This window comes from Mesorhizobium sp. C432A (assembly GCF_030323145.1).
GTDB lineage: Bacteria > Pseudomonadota > Alphaproteobacteria > Rhizobiales > Rhizobiaceae > Mesorhizobium.
Window position 1 is genome coordinate 2,070,178 of record NZ_CP100470.1, and the last position, 20,775, is coordinate 2,090,952.

At 63.3% G+C, this 20,775-nt stretch carries 21 protein-coding genes and 2 pseudogenes; 10 read left to right on the forward strand and 13 right to left on the reverse strand.

Annotation, left to right across the window (positions count from 1 at the left end):
- Positions 1–3 precede the first annotated feature (3 nt).
- The 7 genes from NLY33_RS09930 to NLY33_RS09955 all read right to left on the reverse strand — a co-directional run bounded on the left by NLY33_RS09930 (position 4) and on the right by NLY33_RS09955 (position 5,977).
- Positions 4–513 (reverse strand): L-2-amino-thiazoline-4-carboxylic acid hydrolase, encoded by a 510-nt coding sequence (locus NLY33_RS09930; RefSeq protein WP_023704257.1) that lies wholly within the window; start codon positions 511–513, stop codon positions 4–6.
- Positions 510–1,295 (reverse strand): ATP-binding cassette domain-containing protein, encoded by a 786-nt coding sequence (locus tag NLY33_RS09935; RefSeq protein ID WP_023704256.1) that lies wholly within the window; start codon positions 1,293–1,295, stop codon positions 510–512. Before NLY33_RS09935 ends, NLY33_RS09930 begins: the two co-directional genes overlap by 4 nt.
- A complete protein-coding gene (locus NLY33_RS29650; RefSeq protein WP_502882067.1) occupies positions 1,292–1,900 on the reverse strand; it encodes an ATP-binding cassette domain-containing protein in 609 nt (202 codons plus the stop codon). Before NLY33_RS29650 ends, NLY33_RS09935 begins: the two co-directional genes overlap by 4 nt.
- Complete coding sequence (locus NLY33_RS29655) at positions 1,897–2,292, reverse strand: ATP-binding cassette domain-containing protein (RefSeq protein WP_502882068.1); 396 nt, start codon at positions 2,290–2,292, stop codon at positions 1,897–1,899. The genes NLY33_RS29650 and NLY33_RS29655 overlap by 4 nt, the downstream gene beginning before the upstream one ends.
- Positions 2,289–3,119: an ABC transporter permease gene (locus NLY33_RS09945; RefSeq protein WP_023704254.1), complete on the reverse strand. Its 831-nt coding sequence runs from the start codon at positions 3,117–3,119 to the stop codon at positions 2,289–2,291. The genes NLY33_RS29655 and NLY33_RS09945 overlap by 4 nt, the downstream gene beginning before the upstream one ends.
- A complete protein-coding gene (locus tag NLY33_RS09950; protein ID WP_023704253.1) occupies positions 3,116–4,102 on the reverse strand; it encodes an ABC transporter permease in 987 nt (328 codons plus the stop codon). Before NLY33_RS09950 ends, NLY33_RS09945 begins: the two co-directional genes overlap by 4 nt.
- Before the next feature lie 270 nt (positions 4,103–4,372).
- Positions 4,373–5,977, reverse strand: a complete 1,605-nt coding sequence (locus NLY33_RS09955) for an ABC transporter substrate-binding protein (RefSeq protein WP_023704252.1) — start codon at positions 5,975–5,977, stop codon at positions 4,373–4,375.
- Positions 5,978–6,340: 363 nt separating this feature from the next.
- Between NLY33_RS09955 and NLY33_RS09960 the strand changes: the two genes are divergently transcribed.
- Entirely contained in the window at positions 6,341–7,531 is a 1,191-nt protein-coding gene (locus NLY33_RS09960) for a M24 family metallopeptidase (protein ID WP_023704251.1), read from the forward strand.
- Between the two features lie 170 nt (positions 7,532–7,701).
- Here NLY33_RS09960 and NLY33_RS09965 read toward each other — a convergent pair whose 3' ends face one another.
- The 3 genes from NLY33_RS09965 to NLY33_RS09975 are packed head-to-tail and all read right to left on the reverse strand — an operon-like array spanning position 7,702 to position 10,185.
- Complete coding sequence (locus tag NLY33_RS09965; protein ID WP_023669853.1) at positions 7,702–8,118, reverse strand: cupin domain-containing protein; 417 nt, start codon at positions 8,116–8,118, stop codon at positions 7,702–7,704.
- Entirely contained in the window at positions 8,115–8,978 is an 864-nt protein-coding gene (locus NLY33_RS09970; RefSeq protein ID WP_023704250.1) for a phosphoenolpyruvate hydrolase family protein, read from the reverse strand. Before NLY33_RS09970 ends, NLY33_RS09965 begins: the two co-directional genes overlap by 4 nt.
- Positions 8,979–8,991: 13 nt before the next feature.
- The gene (locus NLY33_RS09975) at positions 8,992–10,185 is read right to left on the reverse strand and encodes a Tm-1-like ATP-binding domain-containing protein (protein WP_023704249.1); all 1,194 of its coding nucleotides are present in this window, start codon (positions 10,183–10,185) and stop codon (positions 8,992–8,994) included.
- Positions 10,186–10,296: 111 nt separating this feature from the next.
- On the opposite strand from NLY33_RS09975, the gene NLY33_RS09980 reads away from it, so the two are divergent.
- The 7 genes and pseudogenes from NLY33_RS09980 (at position 10,297) to NLY33_RS10010 (ending at position 16,992) form a co-directional block, all read left to right on the forward strand.
- Positions 10,297–10,980 carry a TetR/AcrR family transcriptional regulator gene (locus tag NLY33_RS09980; protein ID WP_023704248.1) on the forward strand — a complete coding sequence of 228 codons (684 nt, stop codon included), beginning with the start codon at positions 10,297–10,299 and terminating at the stop codon, positions 10,978–10,980.
- A 358-nt stretch (positions 10,981–11,338) separates the two neighbouring features.
- The gene (locus NLY33_RS09985) at positions 11,339–12,655 is read left to right on the forward strand and encodes an ABC transporter substrate-binding protein (protein WP_023669849.1); all 1,317 of its coding nucleotides are present in this window, start codon (positions 11,339–11,341) and stop codon (positions 12,653–12,655) included.
- A gap of 68 nt (positions 12,656–12,723) precedes the next feature.
- A pseudogene (locus NLY33_RS09990) lies at positions 12,724–13,628 on the forward strand (carbohydrate ABC transporter permease).
- Between the two features lies 1 nt (position 13,629).
- Entirely contained in the window at positions 13,630–14,589 is a 960-nt protein-coding gene (locus tag NLY33_RS09995; RefSeq protein ID WP_023682998.1) for a carbohydrate ABC transporter permease, read from the forward strand.
- Positions 14,586–14,807 carry a hypothetical protein gene (locus tag NLY33_RS10000; RefSeq protein ID WP_023704247.1) on the forward strand — a complete coding sequence of 74 codons (222 nt, stop codon included), beginning with the start codon at positions 14,586–14,588 and terminating at the stop codon, positions 14,805–14,807. Before NLY33_RS09995 ends, NLY33_RS10000 begins: the two co-directional genes overlap by 4 nt.
- The gene (locus NLY33_RS10005) at positions 14,804–15,907 is read left to right on the forward strand and encodes an ABC transporter ATP-binding protein (protein WP_023704246.1); all 1,104 of its coding nucleotides are present in this window, start codon (positions 14,804–14,806) and stop codon (positions 15,905–15,907) included. Before NLY33_RS10000 ends, NLY33_RS10005 begins: the two co-directional genes overlap by 4 nt.
- On the forward strand, positions 15,907–16,992 hold the full coding sequence (locus tag NLY33_RS10010) for an ABC transporter ATP-binding protein (protein WP_023669844.1): 1,086 nt from the start codon (positions 15,907–15,909) through the stop codon (positions 16,990–16,992). Before NLY33_RS10005 ends, NLY33_RS10010 begins: the two co-directional genes overlap by 1 nt.
- 38 nt (positions 16,993–17,030) lie before the next feature.
- On the opposite strand, the gene NLY33_RS10015 is transcribed toward NLY33_RS10010, so the two are convergent.
- Entirely contained in the window at positions 17,031–17,609 is a 579-nt protein-coding gene (locus tag NLY33_RS10015; RefSeq protein WP_023704245.1) for a TetR/AcrR family transcriptional regulator, read from the reverse strand.
- Between the two features lie 93 nt (positions 17,610–17,702).
- On the opposite strand from NLY33_RS10015, the pseudogene NLY33_RS10020 reads away from it, so the two are divergent.
- Positions 17,703–18,613, forward strand: a pseudogene (locus NLY33_RS10020) (SDR family oxidoreductase).
- Between the two features lie 2 nt (positions 18,614–18,615).
- On the opposite strand, the gene NLY33_RS10025 reads toward NLY33_RS10020, so the two are convergent.
- Positions 18,616–18,963, reverse strand: coding sequence for a GFA family protein (locus NLY33_RS10025; protein WP_023704244.1), 348 nt, complete (start codon positions 18,961–18,963; stop codon positions 18,616–18,618).
- Positions 18,964–19,079: 116 nt separating this feature from the next.
- On the opposite strand from NLY33_RS10025, the gene NLY33_RS10030 reads away from it, so the two are divergent.
- A complete protein-coding gene (locus NLY33_RS10030) occupies positions 19,080–20,375 on the forward strand; it encodes an amidase (RefSeq protein WP_023704243.1) in 1,296 nt (431 codons plus the stop codon).
- 22 nt (positions 20,376–20,397) lie between these two features.
- On the opposite strand, the gene NLY33_RS10035 is transcribed toward NLY33_RS10030, so the two are convergent.
- Positions 20,398–20,775 carry a hypothetical protein gene (locus tag NLY33_RS10035; protein WP_023692018.1) on the reverse strand — a complete coding sequence of 126 codons (378 nt, stop codon included), beginning with the start codon at positions 20,773–20,775 and terminating at the stop codon, positions 20,398–20,400.

Consider the following 20,775-nt stretch of genomic DNA (forward strand, 5'->3'; position numbering starts at 1 on the left):
TGGCTATCCGGCGGCATCCCTGTTGGTCAGCGCGATGTGGCAGCAGCCGGGGCCGTGGCCCGGCGTCCAGGTGACATTGTCGAAGCGCACGCCCGTTGCCTCGAACAGACCACGGTCGAAAGCGCCGGCGATGCGGCAGAGCGTGGCGAGTTTTTCATCACCGACACCGGCCTCGACCCAGGCGTCCTTCAGCGGACAACGCTTCACCTTGAAGGCGATGTGGTCCGGCCCGCGCTCGACATCGGTCGGATACATCAGGCCGCCATCCGGGCTGACGGCCAAAAATGCCTCGCCGATGGCCGGCGCGTCGTTAGGTCCGAAACGGGCGAAGGCGGCCGCCGCCACCTCCTTGCCGCGCTGCTCGATGGTGCGGATCATGATCGCCTCGGCCTTTTCCGCGCCGAGTTCGCCGGTCAGCTCGTCGAGAAACAGACGGTAGAGATCGGCGCGGTTGCGGAAGGCGGAATCGAGTTCGCGCGAGAGTTTTTCGGCTCTGGCTTCTGGTTCGGTCATGGTACTTGCCTGCTGCTTCTGTCCAATCTTGGCGCCGCCGCAACCAGCGCCTTGCCGATTGCCGATTGCGGCGCGTCGACTACGTTGCGGGGGTCGCCGCTCTCGGCGATCCGCCCGGCGTTGAGAAGAACGACGCGGTGGGCGATGGCCCGTACGACGCCGAGATCATGCGAAATGAAGAGATAGGCGATCCGTTCCCTGGCTTGCAGGTCGAGCAGCAACTCAAGGATCTGTCCGCGGACCGAAACGTCGAGCGCCGACACCGCCTCGTCGAGCACGATCAGCGACGGTTTGGTCGCGATGGCTCGGGCGATGGCGACGCGCTGGCGCTGGCCGCCGGAGATTTCGTGAATGGCGCGCGGGGCGAGATCGGCTGCCAGCCCGACGCGATCCAGCAAGGCAGCAATGCGGGCCGGCCTCTCGGCGCGGGAAGCGATGGCATGGATGCGCAAGGGATCGTCAAGCACGCGAGCCACCGTGGCGCGCGGGTTGAACGCGGCGAGCGGATCCTGGAACACCATTTGCAGGCGCGCGCGCTTGGTGCGCAGGGCCGCACCCTTCAAGAGCAGAAAGTCATCGCCTTCGAATTGGACGGTGCCGGCGTCGGGCTCGATCAACCTAAGCACCAGCCGCGCGATCGTCGACTTGCCGCTGCCGGAGGGCCCGGCCAGCGCCAGCGTCTCGCCGGGTTCGATGGCGAAGGAGACACCGTCGACGGCCGCGATGGCCTTGCCGCCACGACGGTATCGCTTGGTAAGACCGGAGACGGTGAGCAAGTTCATGCCGGCGCCCGTCGTAGCAGCGGATCGGCGTCGAGGCCGAGATGGGCGTTGAGCAGCGTTCGCGTATAGGCATGGCGCGGGGCGTTTATGATTTGCTCCGTCGGGCCGAGTTCGATCAGTTCGGCGTTCCGGAATACAGCGATACGCTCTGCGAGTTCGGCGGCCAGCGCGATGTCGTGGCTGATGAACAGCAGCGTCATGCCGTCCTCCGCCACCAGTTGCCGAATGAGGCTGACGATTTCGGCTTGCACAATGGTGTCCAGCGCGCTGGTCGCCTCATCGGCGATCAGCAGTTTCGGACCGGCTGCAATGGCCGCGGCAACAGCAACGCGCTGCTTCTGGCCGCCGGAGAGCTGGTGCGGGAAAGCACGCATGGCGGTTTGTGGGTCGGGCAGCCGGACACGCTGGAGCAGGGTTTTGGCTTTGGCGTAAGCTTGTGGCCAGTCGAGGCCGAGGTGGGTGCGGGCGACTTCGGCGATCTGTTTGCCGACGGTCATGACGGGGTCGAGGCTGGCGGAGGGGTCCTGGAAGACGAAACCAATGTCGCGACCGGGAAGGGGGAGCGTACTGGGTTCGGTTAATTTGAGAGGTCGGCGTTCCGTCACACCCCCCTCTGTCCTGCCGGACATCTCCCCGGCAAGGGGGGAGATTGCTCTCTCATCTCCGCCTTCGCCAACCACGAACGTTGCAGAAGGGAAGCCGTCGGCAAAGCTGCTGATCTCCCCCCTTGCGGGGAGATGTCCGGCAGGACAGAGGGGGGTGGGAAGGATCGCGGCGCCTGAAATTGCCACTTGAAATGCCCTTCAATCTTGGCGCTCGCCGGCAGCAGTCCAGCCACCGCCAGCGCCAGCGTGCTCTTCCCCGACCCGCTTTCGCCGATAATCGCCAGCCGCTCGCCGGCAATAACATCCAGGCTGACCCCCTTCAGTGCCGTCACTTCGCCCCCGTCCCGCCGATAGCGCACCGACAGGTCGCGTACCTCAGCCAGTGCGGTCATGACAGGCTCCTCCGCACCGCCGTCGTTTCGACCACGCCTTCGCCGGCGAGATAGACGCCGAGCACGGTCAGCACCAGGGCAATGCCCGGAGCGATCGACAGAAAGGGCGCGGTTCGCAGCACAGTGCGGCCCTCGGCAATCATGCCGCCCCAGGTAACGCGATTGGGGTCGCCGAGACCAAGGAAGGACAGCGCCGCCTCGGTGAGGATCGCGGCCGCCACGATCACCGAGGACAAGGCCAGCACCGGCGGCAACGCGTTGGGCAACACCTCGCGAAAAGCGATCTCAAGCGGGTGCATGCCGATGACGCGGGCGCCGGCGACGTAATCGCGCTCGCGGATCGACAGCACTTCGGCGCGCGCTACACGCGCCGGCCCGGTCCAGGCGCCAAGCGCTATTGCCGTGACGACGACGCCGAGCGACGGCCCGACGACGCTGACGAAGGCCAGCGCCAGGAGAAAACTCGGCACGGTCTGGAAGGCATCGGTGATGCGCATCAGCCCCTCGTCGACAAGGCCGCCGGCAAAGCCGGCCAGCGTGCCGACGACCGCGCCGATGAAGAGTGCCGCCGCTGCCGCCGCCAGGCCGACCGCCAGCGAGGTGCGGGCGCCGTGGAACAGTTCGGCCAGCACGTCACGGCCGAGCCGGTCGGTGCCGAGCGGCAGCGACCAGTCCTGGAACGGCGGCAGCAGTGCTGGTCCGGCAATGGCCTGCGGGTCGCCGGGGAAGAGCAGCGACGCAAACAGCGCCATGGCGAACAGAAGCGCCAGGATCATCGCGCCGGCGACCGCTTCCGGCCGGCGCAGGAACCGCGGCAGCGCGCTCACGCGCTGGCCTCGCTGGCACCGACGCGCGGATCGAGGAAGGCGTAAGCGATGTCGACTGCAAGGTTGATGGCAATGACGAGGACGGCGCTGGTGAGGATGATGCCGAGCAGCAGCGGCGTGTCGCGCGAGGCGACCGCTTCCTGCGCCAGCCGGCCGAGGCCGGGCACGGCAAAGACGCTTTCGATGACGACGCTGCCGCCCAGCATCTGCGCCGATTGCAGGCCGAGCATGGTGACCAGCGGCAAGAGCGCGTTGCGGGCGACATGGGCGAGCACGATGCGGCGGCGCGACAACCCCCTGGCGCGGGCGGCGAGCACAAAATCCTGCCGCCACGCCTCGGCCATGCCGGCGCGCATCATGCGCAGATAGAGCGCGAGATAGATGAAGCCGAGCGCGGAAACCGGCAGGATGAGATGGACGGCGATGTCGATGGCGCGGTCAAAACCGGTCTTGTCCGAGGCCAGGCTCTCGATGCCGCCGATCGGCAGCCAGCGCAGGTCGACGGCAAAGACGACGATCAGCACCAGGCCAAGCCAGAAACCCGGCACGGCATAAAGCGCCAGCGAGCCGATCGACAGGAAGCGGTCGCGAAAGCTGCCGGGTCTGGCGCCGGCATAGATGCCGAGCGCCGAGCCGAGCCCGAAGGAGAGCGCGGTGGCGGTGACCATCAGGAGCAGTGTCGTCGGCAGGCGTTCCAGGATGACGTCGCGGATCGGCCTTGAGAAAGTGACGGACTGGCCGAGGTCGAAATGCAGCAGCGCCCAGAGATAGTTCGCGAGCCGGGTCAACTCGGACTGGTCGAGGCCCCAGCTATGACGCAGCAATTCGATCATGCCGGCGTCGCTGCCGGTCGAGACGATGTAGGCGTCGACCGCGTCACCGGGGGCGGCTTCCAGGAGGAGGAATGTGCCGATGATGACGATCAGCAGCACGAAGATGCTGCCGACGAGGCGACGGCGGATGAGGGTGAAGGCGCGGGTCATGGGGGACGCATGGCGGCGCGCCAGTCGGGAGAAGTGCGGTGTCTAGGCACCCCCCTCTGTCCTGCCGGACATCTCCCCCGCAAGGGGGGAGATTGGATTTCGCCTCTGCCTTCGCCAATCTTCGATGCCGAATGTACGCGACAGCGAAGCTGCTGATCTCCACCCTTGCGGGGGAGATGTCCGGCAGGACAGAGGGGGGTGTGACGAAACGCGGCCCTACGCCATGCCTTCACACCAATTTCTTCGCGAACTTTCATCCGCGAAATACTGTCACGATTCCAGATACGTGTCCGCCCAGTTCGAAACCGCCCATCGCGGGTTGTTGGCGATGTTGCCCACGGTATCGCGCGCGACGCTGATGAAGCTCCATTCGGCGACGTTGATCAGCGGCAGGTCCGCCGCGACCTGTTTCTGGAATTCCTTGTAGAGGTCGGTGCGCGCTGACGTATCCAGCGTCTCCGAAGCCTTGGCGATCAGCGCGTCGAGCGCGGCGTTCTTGTAGCCGCCCTGGTTGGAGAACGGCACGCCGTTGGGAATGCCGCTCTGCACCAGGATGGTGGTCGAGATCGCCGGGTCGCCGCGGAACACCGGCGGGCCGACGGCGAGGTCGAAGGCGTGGTCGGTGTAGACGGCCTTGATGTGCGCGGCCGAGTCGTTGTTGACGATCACGGCGTCGATGCCGATTGCCGCCAGCGCCTGGCGCAGATAGTCGCCGAACTGCTTGGTCTCGTTGAAATAGGGTGCCGGCAGGAGTTTCAGCGCAAAACGCTTGCCGTCATCGGCGCGCTTGTACCCCGCGTCGTCGAGCAAGGAGTTGGCCTTGGCGACGTCGAATGGATAGATCGGCACGTCGGCAGTGTAGAATTGCGGATCGTTCTTCGGCACCGGGCCGGTGGCGGTGGCGGCATAGCCGAGGAACACCGTCTTGACGACGAAGTCCTTGTCGATGGCATGCGCGATCGCCTGGCGGACCTTCACGTCGGCCAGTTCCTGGCGGCGATGATTGATCTCGACGACGAGCTGATAGGTCAGCCCCTCATAGCCCTTGGAGATCACCTTCAGGCCCGGCACCTTGGAGATGCGGTCGAGGTCGGCCAGGGGCACGGCGGAGAAGGCGGCGAGCTGGATCTCTTCGGCCTCGAGCGCCGCTGCAGCCGACGTGCGGTCGGGCAGCACCTGGTAGATGATCTCGTCGAGATACGGCTCGTCCTTGGCCCAGTAATCCGCATTCCTGGTCAGCTTGTAATACTGGCCGGCCTTGTATTCGCCGAACTTGAACGGCCCGGTGCCGATGGGTGCATTGTTGGCCGGGTTGTCCTCGATCTTGCCGACCTCGTAGATGTGCTTCGGCACCACGCTTGACAGCGCCGGCAGCGCGTTGCGGATCAGCTGGAACGGCGTTGGCTTGGCGAATTTGAAGACGGCGGTCAGATCGTCAGGGATGTCGACGCTGGCCAGATCCTTGAACACGGTGCGGCCGAGATTTTGCAGCGGCTTCCAGATCTGCAGCGCGGAGAAGGCGACGTCGGCCGAGGTGAACGGCTCGCCGTCATGCCACTTGACGCCGTCGCGCAGTTTGAAGGTCACCGACAGCCCGTCGGCGGCACCTTCCCAGGAGAGCGCAAGACGGGGTTCCAGTCCGTCCTTGCCTTCGAACGAGGCTTCGGCCAGCGTTTCGACGATCTTGCTGGAGATGAAGAAGACGCCGTTGGAGGCGACGATGGCGGGATTGAGGTTGCGCGGCTCGGAATCGGCGGCAAGCACGAGGCGGCCGCCCTTCTTCGGCGTCTGCGCCCAGCTGAATGTGGGCATGGCGGTGGAGGCCAGCAGTAAAACTGAGCCGCCTAGCAGCGTGCGTCTGGAAATATCCGACATGATCAACCTCCGTCCTCTCCGCGACCAGATGGGCGCACCCCTCGAAGCTAGCGGCACCCGCCAGCATCCTCGCGGCGATTATGGCCCTTGCCAAGGGTTTCGCCAGAGACGGAATTGGCGCATCTTTGCTTGGCTTTGAAATTTTCGTCCTCTGGACCAGTTTTAGAGGTGGCCCTTTCATTCTGGTATTCCGGTAGGACCAGATTGCCTTAGTGTGCAGCAATGACGAGTGGTGACAGCCTGCCGAAGCAATCTAACCTGTTTCTGGCTGGACCAGAGTTAACGAAATGGTGCAGATTTGATCGAAGCCAAGGGATTGGACGCAGTACGGCTGGCGATCCCACTGATATCAGGGAGAGAAAGATGAACATTGCCCCGGGCAAGAGCGCCGTCAGCAATATCCCGTTCGACCAGGCGAGGGTCGACCGGCTGATGGAAGAGGCCGGCATCGATGTTCTGCTCGCGACCTCCAAGCACAACACGCAGTATCTGCTTGGCGGCTACAAGTTCATCTTCTTTGCCGCCATGGATGCGATCGGCCATAGCCGTTACCTGCCTATCGTCCTCTATGAAAAGGGCGGGCCCGGTCATGCCGCCTATATCGGCAACCGCATGGAAGGCGCCGAGCACCAGAACAGCCCGTTCTGGACGCCGACGCTGCATGCCGCCTGCTGGGGCACGCTCGATGCTGCCAATCTTGCGGTCGAGCACATCAGCAAGATCGGCAAGGCCGGCGCCCGCCTCGGCATCGAGCCGGCCTTCCTGCCGTCGGACGCCTATGCGCTGATCCGCAAGGCGTTGCCGGATGCCAGGCTGATCGACGCGACCGGCATGCTGGAGAGCATGCGCGCCATCAAGACGGACGCCGAGCTGGAAAAGCTGCGTATCGCCTCCGAGCTGATCACCGATTCCATGTTGGCGACCATCCGGTGGGCGCATGAAGGCACGACCAAGGCGGAGATCATCGAGCAGCTGCGGCGTGAGGAAACCAATCGCGGCGCGCATTTCGAATATTGCCTGCTGACGTTGGGCGCCAGCCACAACCGCGCGGCGTCACCGCAGGCGTGGAAAAAGGGCGAAGTGCTGTCGATCGATTCCGGCGGCAATTATCACGGCTATATTGGCGATCTCTGCCGCATGGGCATTCTGGGCGAACCGGATGCCGAGCTTGAGGATCTATTGGCCGAGGTCGAGACGGTGCAGCAGGCGGCGTTCTCGAAGGTGAGGGCGGGCACCATCGGCGGCGACATGATTTCGCATGCCGAGGGTGTGCTGAAGGCCTCCAAGGTCGCGCCCTACACGGATTTCTTCGCCCACGGCATGGGCCTGATCACGCATGAGGCTCCGTTCCTGATGACCAACCATCCGGTGACCTATGAAGGCACCTATGCCGCCAAGCCGCTGGAGACAAACATGGTGCTGTCGGTGGAGACGACCATGCTTCACCCGACGCGGGGGTTCATCAAGCTGGAGGACACGTTGGCGGTGACGGATGCGGGATATGTGATGTTTGGGGATCGGGCGCGGGGGTGGAATAGAGGTGGGATAGCCTAGCTCGGCGCTACCCCCTCACCCGGATTGCCATCCGAATTGCGAAGGGCAATTCGGGGCTATCCGACCTCTCCCCGAGGGGAGAGGAGTTTGCGCCGGCGCTGGCTTCTGCCTCTTCTCCCCTCGGGGAGAAGGTGGCCGCGAAGCGGCCGGATGAAGGGGGCCTTTCGCGATTACTTCCCCGCCGGGATCAGCCTGAAATCCGGCAGCTCCCGCAGCACCAGTTCGGGTCCAGCCGGCGAATAGACAACGAAGAGCTGCATCGGCCCATCGCCCGTGTTCAGCGTCGAATGGAAACGGCTTTCCGGCACATAGATGGTGCAGCCGGGGCCGACCTTGGCGACGACCGGATTGCCCTCCTCGTCCTCGACCATCTGCTCGCCATTGCCCGAAATAACGAAGATGATCTCTTCCGCGCCGGGATGGTTGTGGCGCGTGTGTCCCTTGCCTGAGGGCAGGTCGACGACACCGCCGGAAAAGCGCTCAGCGCCATTCACTTCAGGCGCCACCGTCAGCGACAGCTTGCCCCAGTCAAAGCCGAAGGCGCTCACGTCCTTCGGGTATACGAATACCTTGCTCTTGTCGGTCATGATCTCATCCCCTTCTTTTTCTTCTGGTCGTGCAGCATGACGGCCTTGAAATCCGCCGTCTGCCTGGCGATCGCGGCTTCAGCCGGCAGCCGTTCCATCGAACTCGCGCCATAAAAGCCGTGCAGGCCCTTGCAGCGGTCGAGGATGTAGCGGGCATCATCCGGCATCGAGATCGGCCCGCCATGGCAAAGCAGGATGACATCCTTGCGCACCGAGCGCGCCGCGTTGGCGATGACGTCGATCTCGACCACGCAGTCGTCGAGCGACTTGGCCGACGTGGCTCCGATCGAGCCGCCGGTCGTCACCCCCATATGGGCAACGACGATGTCGGCGCCGGCTTTTGTCATGGCGCGCGCCTCGTCGGGGTTGAAGACATAGGGCGTGGTCAGAAGATCGAGCTTGTGCGCCTCGGCGATCATGTCGACCTCCAGCCCGAAGCCCATGCCGGTTTCCTCAAAACTCTGGCGCATGCTGCCATCGAACAGGCCGATGGTCGGGAAATTCTGCACGCCGGAAAAGCCCATCGTCTTCAGCTCGGCAAGCAGCAGCGGCATGATGACGAACGGATCGGTGCCGTTGACACCGGCCAGCACCGGCGTCTTTTTGACCACCGGCAGCACCTCATAGGCCATTTCCTTGACGATCTCGTTGGCGTTGCCATAGGCGAGCAGGCCCGCAGCCGAGCCGCGCCCGGCCATGCGATAGCGGCCGGAATTGTAGATGATGATGAGGTCGATGCCGCCGGCTTCCTCGGCCTTGGCCGACAGGCCAGTGCCGGCGCCGCCCCCAACGATGGGCACGCCGTCGGCGATCATCGCCTTGAACTTCTTCAATATGTCCTTGCGCGGTATTGCGGGCATTTGTTGGCTCTCACTATCTGGCGATGTCGAGGAAGGCCGCGGTTGCGGCTTTGGCAAATTCCGGATCGTTGATGTGCAACGGCAGGCGTGAGACCCGGCGCGCGGCGTTCGGCTTGATGGTGCGCTCGACGGCACCGAACAGCACGGCGTCGGCTTCGGGGTCGAAGAAGGCGCCGCCCTCGATGTCGAGTGCCGAGACGCCTTTTTCGGGGATCAGGAAATGCACAGGGCCCTCGCAGCGAGCGAGCCTGGTGCCGATCCACTCGCCTATACCGCGGCATTCATCCACCGTGGTGCGCATCAGTGTGACGTTGGGATTGTGCTCGTAGAACAGCCGGCCCCTAAACTTCTCGGGAATGGTCGGCGGCGCCCAGAAATTGACCATGTCCAGCGCGCCGACCGAGCCTACATAGGGCAGCTTGGTGCGGGCGATGGCGCCGAAGCGGTCCTCCGTCGCAGGCAGCACGCCGCCGAGCAGCAGGTCGCAGACTTCCGTCGTGGTGATGTCGATGACGCCGGCGAGCAGGCCCGAGTCCGCGAGCTTCTCCATCGAGCGGCCGCCGGTGCCGGTGGCGTGGAAAACCATGCAGTCATAGTTGGCGCGCAACTGATCCGCGATGGCGGTCACGCAAGGCGTGGTGACGCCGAACATGGTGAGCCCGAGTGCCGGCTTGCCGGTGGCAGTCGGCGCCGGCTTTGCGGCCATGCCGGCGATCGCTTGCGCCGCGTTGTGCAGCACCGTGCGGGAGAGCCGGTTCAGTCCCGCCATATCGGTGACCGATGGCATCATGATGATGTCGGAGACGTCGACATAGGGCGCGGTGTCGCCGGAGGCGAGCGTCGAGACCATGATCTTGGGCAGCCCAAGCGGCAGCGCGCGCATGCCAGCAGTGATGATCGACGTGCCGCCGCCGCCGCCAATGCCGATCACGCCTGATATGTCGTCGCGCGACTGAATGAAACTGGTGAAGGCGGCGCCCATGCCGGTCACTGCCGTGCCGCGATCATCGATGCCGAGCACGCCACTGGCTCCACCCGGATGATGCGCCGCGACCTCGCTGGCCGGGATATCGACCGGCACCGTGGCACCGCGCGTTCCGATGTCGACGCGGGCAACCGAACTGCCGGTGGCGGCAATAGCATCGGCCAGGAAGGCAAGTTCCTCGCCCTTGGTGTCGGCTGTGCCCACCACGTAGATGCGCTTCATCGCGTTTCTCCCGTCACCGGCCGACCGGCGCCGGGCCGCCTGTCGCCCTTTGCCGGCCCTTCGGTGGGCAAAGGTCATTGCAATTTTTTGAGACGCGCGTATCGTATTGACATGGAAGTCTCACGTCAACAAGCCGCTGGGAACGACGACGCCAACGAGGCTGCCGAACGCGGCCCACGGGCCCGCACAAAACGGCTGATGCTGAAGACGGCGACGCGGCTGATGCAGGCGGGCGTCACCCCGTCGGTCAGCGAAGTCGCGGAGGCGGCGCAAGTGTCGCGCGCCACCGCCTATCGCTATTTCCCCAGCCAGGCAGCCCTGGTGCAGGCGGTGGTTGACGAGGGGCTTGGGCCGATCCTGACCTGGCAATCGACGTCCACCGATGCCGGGCGGCGCGTTGCCGAATTGTTCGATACCGCCATGCCGCGCATCGAAGCTTTCGAGGCAACTTTCAAGGCAGCGCTGAAACTGTCGCTCGACCAATGGGCGCAGCGGCAGGCGGGCACGCTGGGCGGCGAGCCGCAATTCACGCGCGGACATCGCGTCCAGCTGCTGAAGGATGCCATCGCACCGCTCAAGGGCCGGCTGCCGCCGCGCGAGTTCAAGCGCCTGGCGCAGGCGCTGTCGATGATGTTCGGCGTCGAAGTGCTGATCGTGCTGAAGGATATATGGGGGCTCGATAGCCGCGGCATGCGGTCGGTCGCGCAATGGGCGGCGGGCGCCCTTGTGCGCGCCGCGGTGGCGGAATCAACGGCTGAAATCGATGCGGCCCCGACAGCGGCATTGGCGAAATAGCGCCAATCTGGTTCGACCAGATTTGGATGCCCACTATTGATGTTAACCGGGATGGCAGTGCCGAAACAAGGCTCTCCTATATCAACGAGTAGGAAAATTCAGGGAAAACAGTCGGATACATGAAGAATCCGGTTATACAAGGTCCGGTGGTGGTCCAAGAAAGAGCTTGACGGCTATCTAAAATTGGTAATACCAGATCAGGACAGAAAAGCGGATCGAAAGTGAGAGCTGCGATCCAGTTTCCGGCAAAGCGAGGAGGCTTGGAACCGGAAAGGTGCGATCTCGGGAGGAACTACCAGGCCGGCTTCACCGCCGGCTAGCATGACAAGGTAGAATGCGCACAAGGGAGGAAATCATTATGCGCAAGACAATGACCAGCCTGCTTGCTGGTATCGGCTTAGTACTTGCCTGCGGAACGTCCGTCTACGCGCAGGACAAGGAGCTCACCATCTTTTGGGCGGAATGGGATCCGGCCAATTATCTGCAGGAACTCGGCAACGAGTACGAGAAGGAAACCGGCGTCAAGATCACGGTGGAAACCACGCCCTGGTCCGACTTCCAGACCAAGGCTTTCACCGAGTTCAACGCCCATGGCGACGCCTATGATATGGTCGTCGGCGACTCGCAATGGCTCGGCGCCGGCTCGACCGGCGGCCACTATGTCGACCTGACCGACTTCTTCAACAAGCACAAGCTTGGCGAAGTGATGGCGCCGGCAACGGTGAAATATTACGCCGAGTATCCGGGCGGCAGCAGCAAGTACTGGGCGATCCCGCTCGAAGGCGACGCTGTCGGCTGGTCCTATCGCAAGGACTGGTTCGAGGACCCGAAGGAAAAGGAAGCCTTCAAGGCCAAATACGGCTACGATCTCGACGTGCCGAAGGATTTCAAGGCGCTGCGCGACATCGCGGAGTTCTTCTATCGGCCGGATCAGAAGCGATACGGCATCGCCATCTACACCGACAATTCCTATGACGCGATGGCGATGGGCTTCGAAAACGCGCTGTTCTCCTTCGGCGGCGAACTGGGTGACTACAAGACCTACAAGGTCGACGGTTTCATCAACTCCGACAAGGCAATCGCCGCACTCGACGCCTACAAGGAACTCTACACGTTCACGCCTCCGGGCTGGGCCAAGTCGTTCTTCGTCGAGGACAACCAGGCGATCACCGAAAACCTGGCCGCGATGAGCATGAACTACTTCGCGTTCTTCCCCTCGCTGATCAACGAGGCGTCGAACCCGAACGCCAAGAACACCGGCTTCTTCGCCAATCCTCCAGGCCCGAACGGCGATCAGTTCGCCGCACTCGGCGGTCAGGGCATCTCCATCGTCTCCTACTCCAAGAAGCAGGAAGAGGCGACGAAGTTCCTTGAATGGTTCATCAAGGACGAGACCCAGAAGAAGTGGGCGGCGCTCGGCGGCTACACCTGCAGCGCCGCCGTGCTCAAGTCGGAGGAATTCCAGAACGCCACGCCGTACAACAAGGCCTTCTACGAGACCATGTTCAAGGTGAAGGACTTCTGGGCGGTGCCGGAATATGCCGAGCTGCTGCAGCAGCTCAACCAGCGCGTCTATCCCTACATGATCGGCGGCGAAGGCACCGCCAAGGAAACGCTGGACGCGCTCGCAGGCGACTGGAACGCGACGTTCAAGAAATACGGCCGCGGCCAATAAGCAGCTTTTCTCGCGGAGGAGGCATCCGTGCCTCCTCCGTTCTTTTTTTCCGAAACGGGAGCAGGGTCTTGGCGACCACGATGATCACCACGCTGGACACTTCCTCGCGGGCCGCTGCACGCGGCTTGAGCGACATGTCGATCCGCAACCTCTTCATAATCCCGACGATCCTGTTCCTGATCGTCTTCAATATTTTCCCACTGATCTATTCGCTGGGCTATTCCTTCACCGATTTCCGCGCGTCGACCAACGCGCCGGCGAATTTCGTCGGGCTGCAGAATTATCGCGATCTGCTCAACGATCCCTATGTCTGGTCCAACTTCGCCATCACCGCGAAGTACGTCATCATCTCGGTCGCGGGTCAGCTGCTCGTCGGCTTCGGCGTGGCCATGCTGCTCAACCGGGATATTCCCCTCAAGGGTCTCATCACAACGCTGCTTCTGCTGCCGATGATGCTGTCGATGGCCGTCGTCGGTCTGTTCTGGAAACTGCTCTATGATCCGTCATGGGGGTCATCAACTATGCGCTTGGCCTCGGCAATTTCGAGTGGCTGGCCGATCCCAAGATGGCGCTCTATGCGGTTGCGCTGACCGACATCTGGATGTGGTCGCCCTTTGTCATGCTGTTGTCGCTGGCCGGCCTTTCAGCGGTGCCGAAGCATCTCTACGAAGCAGCGGCGATCGACCGCGCCGGACCGTTCTACACCTTCTTCCGCATCACGCTGCCGCTGGTCGCGCCGATCCTGATGATCGCGGTCATCTTCCGCACCATGGAAGCGTTCAAGACCTTCGACCTCGCCTATATCCTGACCAGCCAGCCGACGGCCGAGCTGATCTCTATCCGGCTGTACAAGATGGCGTTCCAGGAATGGCAGACCGGGCGCTCCTGCGCGCTCGCCTACATCGTGCTGATCATGGTGCTGGCCATCACCAACATCTACGTCAAGTACCTCAACAAGGTGAAGGAGCGCTGAGATGGCCGCCGTCCGCACTTCTTCCGAAATCGGCTTCAATCGCGTCGCCATCGTCGCCGTCCTTTTGGTGACGATCATCTTCCTGGCGCCGATCTACTGGATCGCCTCGACGGCGTTCAAGCCGCGCAACCTTGCCACGACCATCCCGCCCACGGTGGTGTTCCAGCCGGAGATTTCGCCCTTCGTCAAGCTGTTCACCAAGCGCTCGCAAATGCGCAACCCGCCGTCGCCGGAAGAGTATGCGGCGGCACCCTGGTGGGAACGTGTCGTCTTCGATGGCGGTGAAAAGATCGTGCGCGACGGCAAGGGCCAGGTGCAATGGTCGGGCTATCCGAGCCGCTTCATGAACTCGCTGATCATTGCCATCACCTCGACGGTGCTGGCTGTCGGCATGGGTACCTTCACCGCCTACGGCTTCTCGCGCTTCAAGGTGAAGGGGGAGGCGGATCTGCTCTTCTTCATCCTGTCGACGCGCATGCTGCCGCCGGTGGTGGTCGCGATCCCGATGTTCCTGATGTACCGGGCCGTCGGCCTCAACGATTCCCATATCGGGCTGATCATCCTTTATACCGCCTTCAACCTGTCCTTTTCGGTGTGGCTGATGAAGGGGTTCATGGACGAGATCCCGAAGGAGTATGAAGAGGCAGCGCTGGTCGACGGCTACACCCGCATGGAAGCCTTCTTCAAGATCGTGCTGCCGGAGGCCGCCACCGGCATCGCCGCGACCGCGGTTTTCTGCTTCATCACGGCGTGGAACGAGTATGCTTTCGCGCTGATCATGACCAACCGCCGCGCCCAGACGGCGCCGCCCTTCATCCCCAGCCAGGTCGGCGCCGGCCTGCCCGACTGGACGGTGATCGCCGCCGGAACCTTCCTGTTCCTGCTGCCGGTCGCAATCTTCACCTTCCTGCTCCGCAACCATTTGCTGCGCGGCATGTCCTTCGGAGCGATCCGCAAATGAGCTTTCGAGCCATCAACCAGAAATATCTCGAACCGGGGTCTCAGGTGCTGATGGTCCTCGGCATCATCGCGCTTTGCCAGCCGTGGAACCTGCTGCTGCACAGCTATGGCGTGACCATCACCCTGATCGGCCTGATCGGCTTCAACATCACCTCGAAGATCGCGCCGGCGGAGAAGGCCGGTACCGGCCAGGTGCGCAATCCGGGAGCAGAGCATTGACCCAGATTGAGCTTCGCGGCGTCCAGAAATTCTTCGGTGCGGTCCAGGTCATCAAGGACCTCAACCTCAAGATCGACGACAACGAGTTCATCGTGCTGCTCGGTCAGTCGGGTTGCGGCAAGACGACGACATTGAGGGCGGTTGCCGGGCTGGAGACGATCGACGGCGGTGACATCCTCATCGACGGCAAGCCGGTGCAACACCTCAAGGCCGCCGACCGCGACATCGCCATGGTGTTCCAGTCGTTCTCGCTCTACCCGCATATGAGCGTCTATGAGAACATTGCTTTTCCCTTGCGCGCGACGCGCAAAAGCAAGGCCGAGATCGATAGCGAGGTGCGCTCGGTCGCCAAGACGCTGCAGATTACGGAACTGCTGGCCAAGAAGCCGTCGGCGCTGTCGGGCGGCGACATGCAGCGTGTGGCCATCGGCCGGGCTCTGGTGCGGCGGCCGAAGGCGATGCTGATGGACGAGCCGATCGGCGCCCTCGACGCCAAGCTGCGCGAAGAGATGCGGGCCGAGATCAAGCGGCTGCACATCAAACAGGGCTCGACCACCATCTATGTCACGCACGACCAGATCGAGGCGATGAGCCTCGCCGACCGCATCGTGATCATGCATGAGGGCGTGCTGCAGCAGGTCGGTTCGCCCGACGAGGTCTATTCGCATCCAGCCAATCTGTTCGTGGCGCAGTTCGTCGGCAGCCCGGTGATGAACGTCGCCGATGCGGCGATCGCCGAGACCGCTTCGGCGGCCTCCGTCACCGTCGGTGGCGCTGCCGCCGGCTTCGAGTTCCCGCGCGCGCTTTTGTCCAAGCTCAACGGTCATGCCGGCGGCCAGCTGGCGCTCGGCATCCGGCCCGAAGGCGTGCTGGTGCGCCATGAAGCGGCGGAGGGTTTCTTGCCGGTCGAGACGCAGATCGTCGAGCCGCTCGGCTCGTTCGACATTGTCGATCTCAAGGTCGGCTCCAAGATGCTGCGTGCGCGCACCAAGAGCGGCTTCGTCGGCGGCCCGGGCGAAAAGGTCTTCGCCAGGATCGATCCGACGCAGGCACATTTCTTCGACACGGCAAGCGGCAAGTCGCTTGAGGTGAGGCTCTGATGGCTCATATCCAGCTCAAGAATATTTCCAAGAGCTTCGGCAACCACACCGCACTGACCGGGCTCGATCTCGAGATCGCCGATGGCGAGTTCTTCGTGCTGCTCGGCGAGACCGGCGCGGGCAAGACGACGACGCTGCGCATGATCGCGGGTCTGGAAAAGCCGACCGAGGGTCAGGTGTTCATCGACGGCGTCGACGTCGCCGACTGGGGTGCGGCCGAGCGCGACGTGGCGCTGGTGCTTCAGCAATATTCGCTCTATCCGCGCTATACGGTGCGCGAAAATCTCGAATTCCCGCTGAAGCCGAAGATACGTCGGCTGCCGGATGCCGAGATCAAGGACCGTGTTGCGCGAGCGGCCAAGACACTGCGGATCGAGCATCTGCTCGACCGCAAGACCGACCGGCTTTCAGGCGGCGAAATGCAGCGCGTCTCTATCGGGCGCGCCATCGTGCGCAAGCCGCGCGTGTTCCTGATGGACGAACCGCTGTCGGCGCTCGACGCCAAGCTGCGCGAGGCGCTGCGCACGGAACTGAAGAACCTGCAGATCCAGCTCGGCGCCACCTTTCTGTTCGTCACTCACGACCAGATCGAGGCGATGTCGATGGGCGACAAGGTGGGCGTGCTCAACCATGGCCGCATCATCCAGACCGGCACGCCGCACGAGATCTACAACAATCCGCGCGATACCTATGTGGCCAGCTTCGTCGGCTCGCCGCCGATGAACCTGATCGATGGCAAGCTGGTCAACGGCCGCGCGGTGATGGCGCCGCTGAATTTCGAACTGCCTTTCTCTGGGGGTGCCAAGGCGGGCGGTGCGACCGACGGTCGCCCGCTCGTCTTCGGTATTCGACCTGAGGATGTGTATCTTGAAAGCGGTGCGCCGGTCGAGGCACGCGTCCACGATGTCGAGAACCATGGCGTGGAAAAGATCCTGACTCTGCGGGTCGGCGACACGACGCTGCGCGCCACGGTGCCGGCCAGAACCGATGTCCAGATCGAGCAGCCGGTGCGCTTTGCCTGGAATCAGGACAAGGTGGTGCTGTTCGACAAGGGCAGCGGCGTGAGCTTGCGTCACGCCAGCTAACTTAGACTACATCCACTCCCAGCTTGCGCAGCGGCCCATCACGGTTTTCGGGCCGCTGTCTTGGTGATGGCTGCAACGAAGCACTTGAGGCTTTCCTCGACATAGGTGGCCACCTCGATCGTCGGGTCAAAACTCCACCACAGCAGTGAGCCCTGCCAATGCGATGCCATCAGCAGGCCGATGTCGCGCGGGGTGTCGGGCGTTCCGGCGAAGCAAGCCGCAAGGGCCTCGCTCAGGAACGCTTTCCAGGCGGCGCCCCGCGCCCTGAGCACGGGGTCGCGCAGATCCTCGCGCAGCACGAGCAGGCCTTCGGCATAGGCTTCGATGCCGCCAGAGCCCTGCGATAGTCCCACCAGAAGCTCGATGGCGCCTGCCGGGGTTTTGGCAACCGTGGCCGTCAGCATCCTGGTCTTGTCGTCGAGACCGCCCCAGGCACAGAGCAAGGTGCGCTGCTTCAGCTGCGCCTTGTTTCCAAAGCGCTGCACCAGTGTCGCGCCCGAGAGGCCGCAGGCCTTTGCCAGCCGCTCAAAGGTGAGCGCCTCGGGGCCTTGATCGTGAATCAATCGCAGCGCGGCTTCCAGCACCTGCTCGTCGGATTGCGTTTTTGGTCGAGTCATCTTGACATCCAGATATAACCGAATGATCATTTATATATAATGTGAGCGGCGAAGGCCAGCTGGATTAATCATTGTTTCGTTTGGGAGCGTACCATGACATTGCAGGGAAAAGTCGCTTTGGTCGCCGGCGCCACGCGTGGCGCAGGGCGGGGAATCGCGGTTGAGCTCGGTGCCGCCGGCGCCACCGTCTATGTCACGGGGCGCACCACACGCAGCCAGCAATCCGACTATGCCCGGCCCGAAACCATCGAGGAGACGGCGGAGCTGGTTTCTTCGCATGGCGGCAAGGGCATTGCCGTGCAAGTCGATCATATGGTGACTGATGATGTGCGCAGTCTGGTCGAGCGCATCCGGGCCGAACAGGGTCGGCTCGACATTCTGGTCAACGATGTCTGGGGCGGCGAAAAGCTGTTCGAGTGGAATAAGCCGGTCTGGGACCACAATCTGGAAAACGGCCTGCGCCTGTTGCGGCTCGGCATCGACACGCATCTGATCACCGCGCATCATGCGCTGCCGCTGATGATCGAGCGGCCGGGCGGGCTGCTGGTCGAGGTCACTGACGGCACCGCCGAGTACAATGCCGATCACTATCGGCTGTCGCCGTTCTACGATCTCGCCAAGGTCGCGGTGAACCGCATGGCATGGGCACACGCCAAAGATATTGCTGCGCATGGCGCCACCTCGGTGTCGCTGACGCCCGGCTGGCTGCGTTCCGAAATGATGCTGGAGGCGTTTGGCGTCACCGAAGACAATTGGCGCGACGCCACCGCCAACGTGCCGCATTTCGTCATTTCCGAAAGGCCGCGCTTTGTCGGCCGCGCGGTCGCGTCGCTTGCGGCGGATCCGGATCGTGCGCGCTGGAACGGCCAGTCGCTGTCCAGCGCGGTGGGTTGGCGCAGATTTATGGTTTTACCGATCTCGACGGCTCACGCCCGGACGCCTGGCGCTATGTTCCGGAGGTACAGGACGCCGGCAAACCTGCCGATGCCGCGGGTTACCGGTAAGCTTAGACCGAGCGGCCATCGAAGTCGAAAATCGACAGACCGGCAGCATCAATATCCGCAACGCAGTTGAGGTTGATGTAGGCGCTGCGTTCGCTGCCCTGACTGACATCCTCGGCAAAGGGATGGATGCCGCAGGTGCGGCAGAAGCGATGCGCCATTGCATGATTGCCGAATGTGTAGGTGCCGAGATCGTCGCCCCACGCCAGCACCGTCAGGCTGTCATGCGGGATGGCGGCCAACAGCGCGCCCTTGCGCGAGCAGATCGAACAATTGCACCGCACGGCGCCGGTCAGCTGCGCCTTGAATTCGAACGCAACCTTGCCGCAGTGGCAGCTGCCTTTGTACAGCATCAGTCCCTTCCTATCGCTGGCAGGTGCAAAGGCACGCTGTCCGGGCTATTCCTTCCGCTGACCTAGCGGCCCATATGCCTTAAAGACGCTCCACCTTGACGGAATCCGACATCGACATGCAATCAATCCGCGATCGTCTCGAGATCATCCTGTCACGTCTTGCCAGTTGCGCGGCAGGCGAGAAGGTGTTCACCAAACTCTATGCCGAGGCGGCGCGCGCAGCGGCCGAGGCCACCGATGCGCGCAAGAAGGCCGGCGTATCGCTCGGGCCGCTCGACGGCACCATCGTGTCGATCAAGGATCTGTTCGATGTCGCCGGCGAGCCGACCACGGCCGGGTCGCTGATGCTGAGGGACACCGCGCCCCGTCGGCACGACGCTGCGGTCGTCAGCCGTCTGCGCCAGGCCGGCGCCGTCATCATCGGCAAGACCAACATGACCGAATTCGCCTTCACCGCTATCGGCGACAACATGCACTACGGCACACCGGGCAATGCCGCCGACACCAGCCGCATTCCAGGCGGTTCGTCGTCGGGCGCCGCCGTGTCCGTTGGCGAGGGGACGAGCGACATTTCCATCGGCTCCGACACCGGCGGTTCGGTGCGCATCCCGGCATCGCTGAACGGCGTCGTCGGTTTCAAGCCGACGGCGCGGCGCGTGCCGCTGACTGGTGCCTATCCCCTTTCCGCGACGCTGGATTCGATCGGGCCGCTGGCGCTGAGTGTTGCTGCGTGTGCCCTGGCTGACGCCGCGATGACGGGCGAGCAGATGCCGCAACTGCCCCTGCCGTTAGCGCTTGCCGGGCTTCGTGTCGGCATTCCGCGCGGCCTGCTTTTCGAAGACACGGAAACGGAGATTGCCGCCGCGTTCGATCGCAGCCTTGCCGGGATCGAGCAGGCAGGCGCGTGGCTCACGGACATTTCGATCGACGACCTCATTGCCGATCTGCGCCTGGCCACCAAACGCGGCTCGATCGCGGCCATGGAAGGTGCTGAAATCCATGCCGACTGGCTGGCGACGGGCGCATCGGTGGCGGTCGATCCCCATGTCAGCGGGCCGCTGTCGCGGGCGGCGGCCATACCGACGCCGGTTTATATCAGGGCAATGCGTCGTCGCGCGGCACTGTGCATAGCCATGGACGAGCGGTTGGGTTCGGTCGATGTGCTGGCTCTGCCGACCACGCCGGTGACAGCGCCGACTATCGTTTCGATGGCCGAGGATACGGCTCTGCGTGAACGCACCGAAGGTCTGCTGCTGCGCAATACCCAGGTCGCCAACCAGTTCGACCTCTGCGCGATCTCGCTGCCGATGCCCGGCATGACGCTGCCGGCCGGACTGATGCTGGTGGCGCGCAATGGCCACGACCACCATCTGCTGCGCATCGCGGCTGAAGTCGAGCGGCTGCTCCGATAGGCAGCGAGCCGTAGGTCGGCAGTCAACGTGCCGCGCAGCGCTTGCGCTCGCTTTTCTTGGAGGAGCGTTCGATTTTGGTAACGACCAGCATCGGCGGATCGTTCGGCTGGCCGCGATGCTGGATCGATCCTCGGACGACGAGTTTTCCAGCATAAAGCTTGTCGGAGAGGTCAGGTGCCGATCTGTCCAGCGGCGGCAATTCCGTAGTGTTGAGCTCCACGCCTTTAACGACATTGCCGGTGGTCAGATCCAGCGCATTGCCTGACGGGCAGGGCGCCATCATGCAGACGATCCCATTGCTGCAATAGACATAATCGCTGCTTTGTGCCGCCGCGAGCGAAGGTAAGGCCACGATCGACGACACTGCGAGAACCAGAGATGCGAAGCGAAAACCGGACAT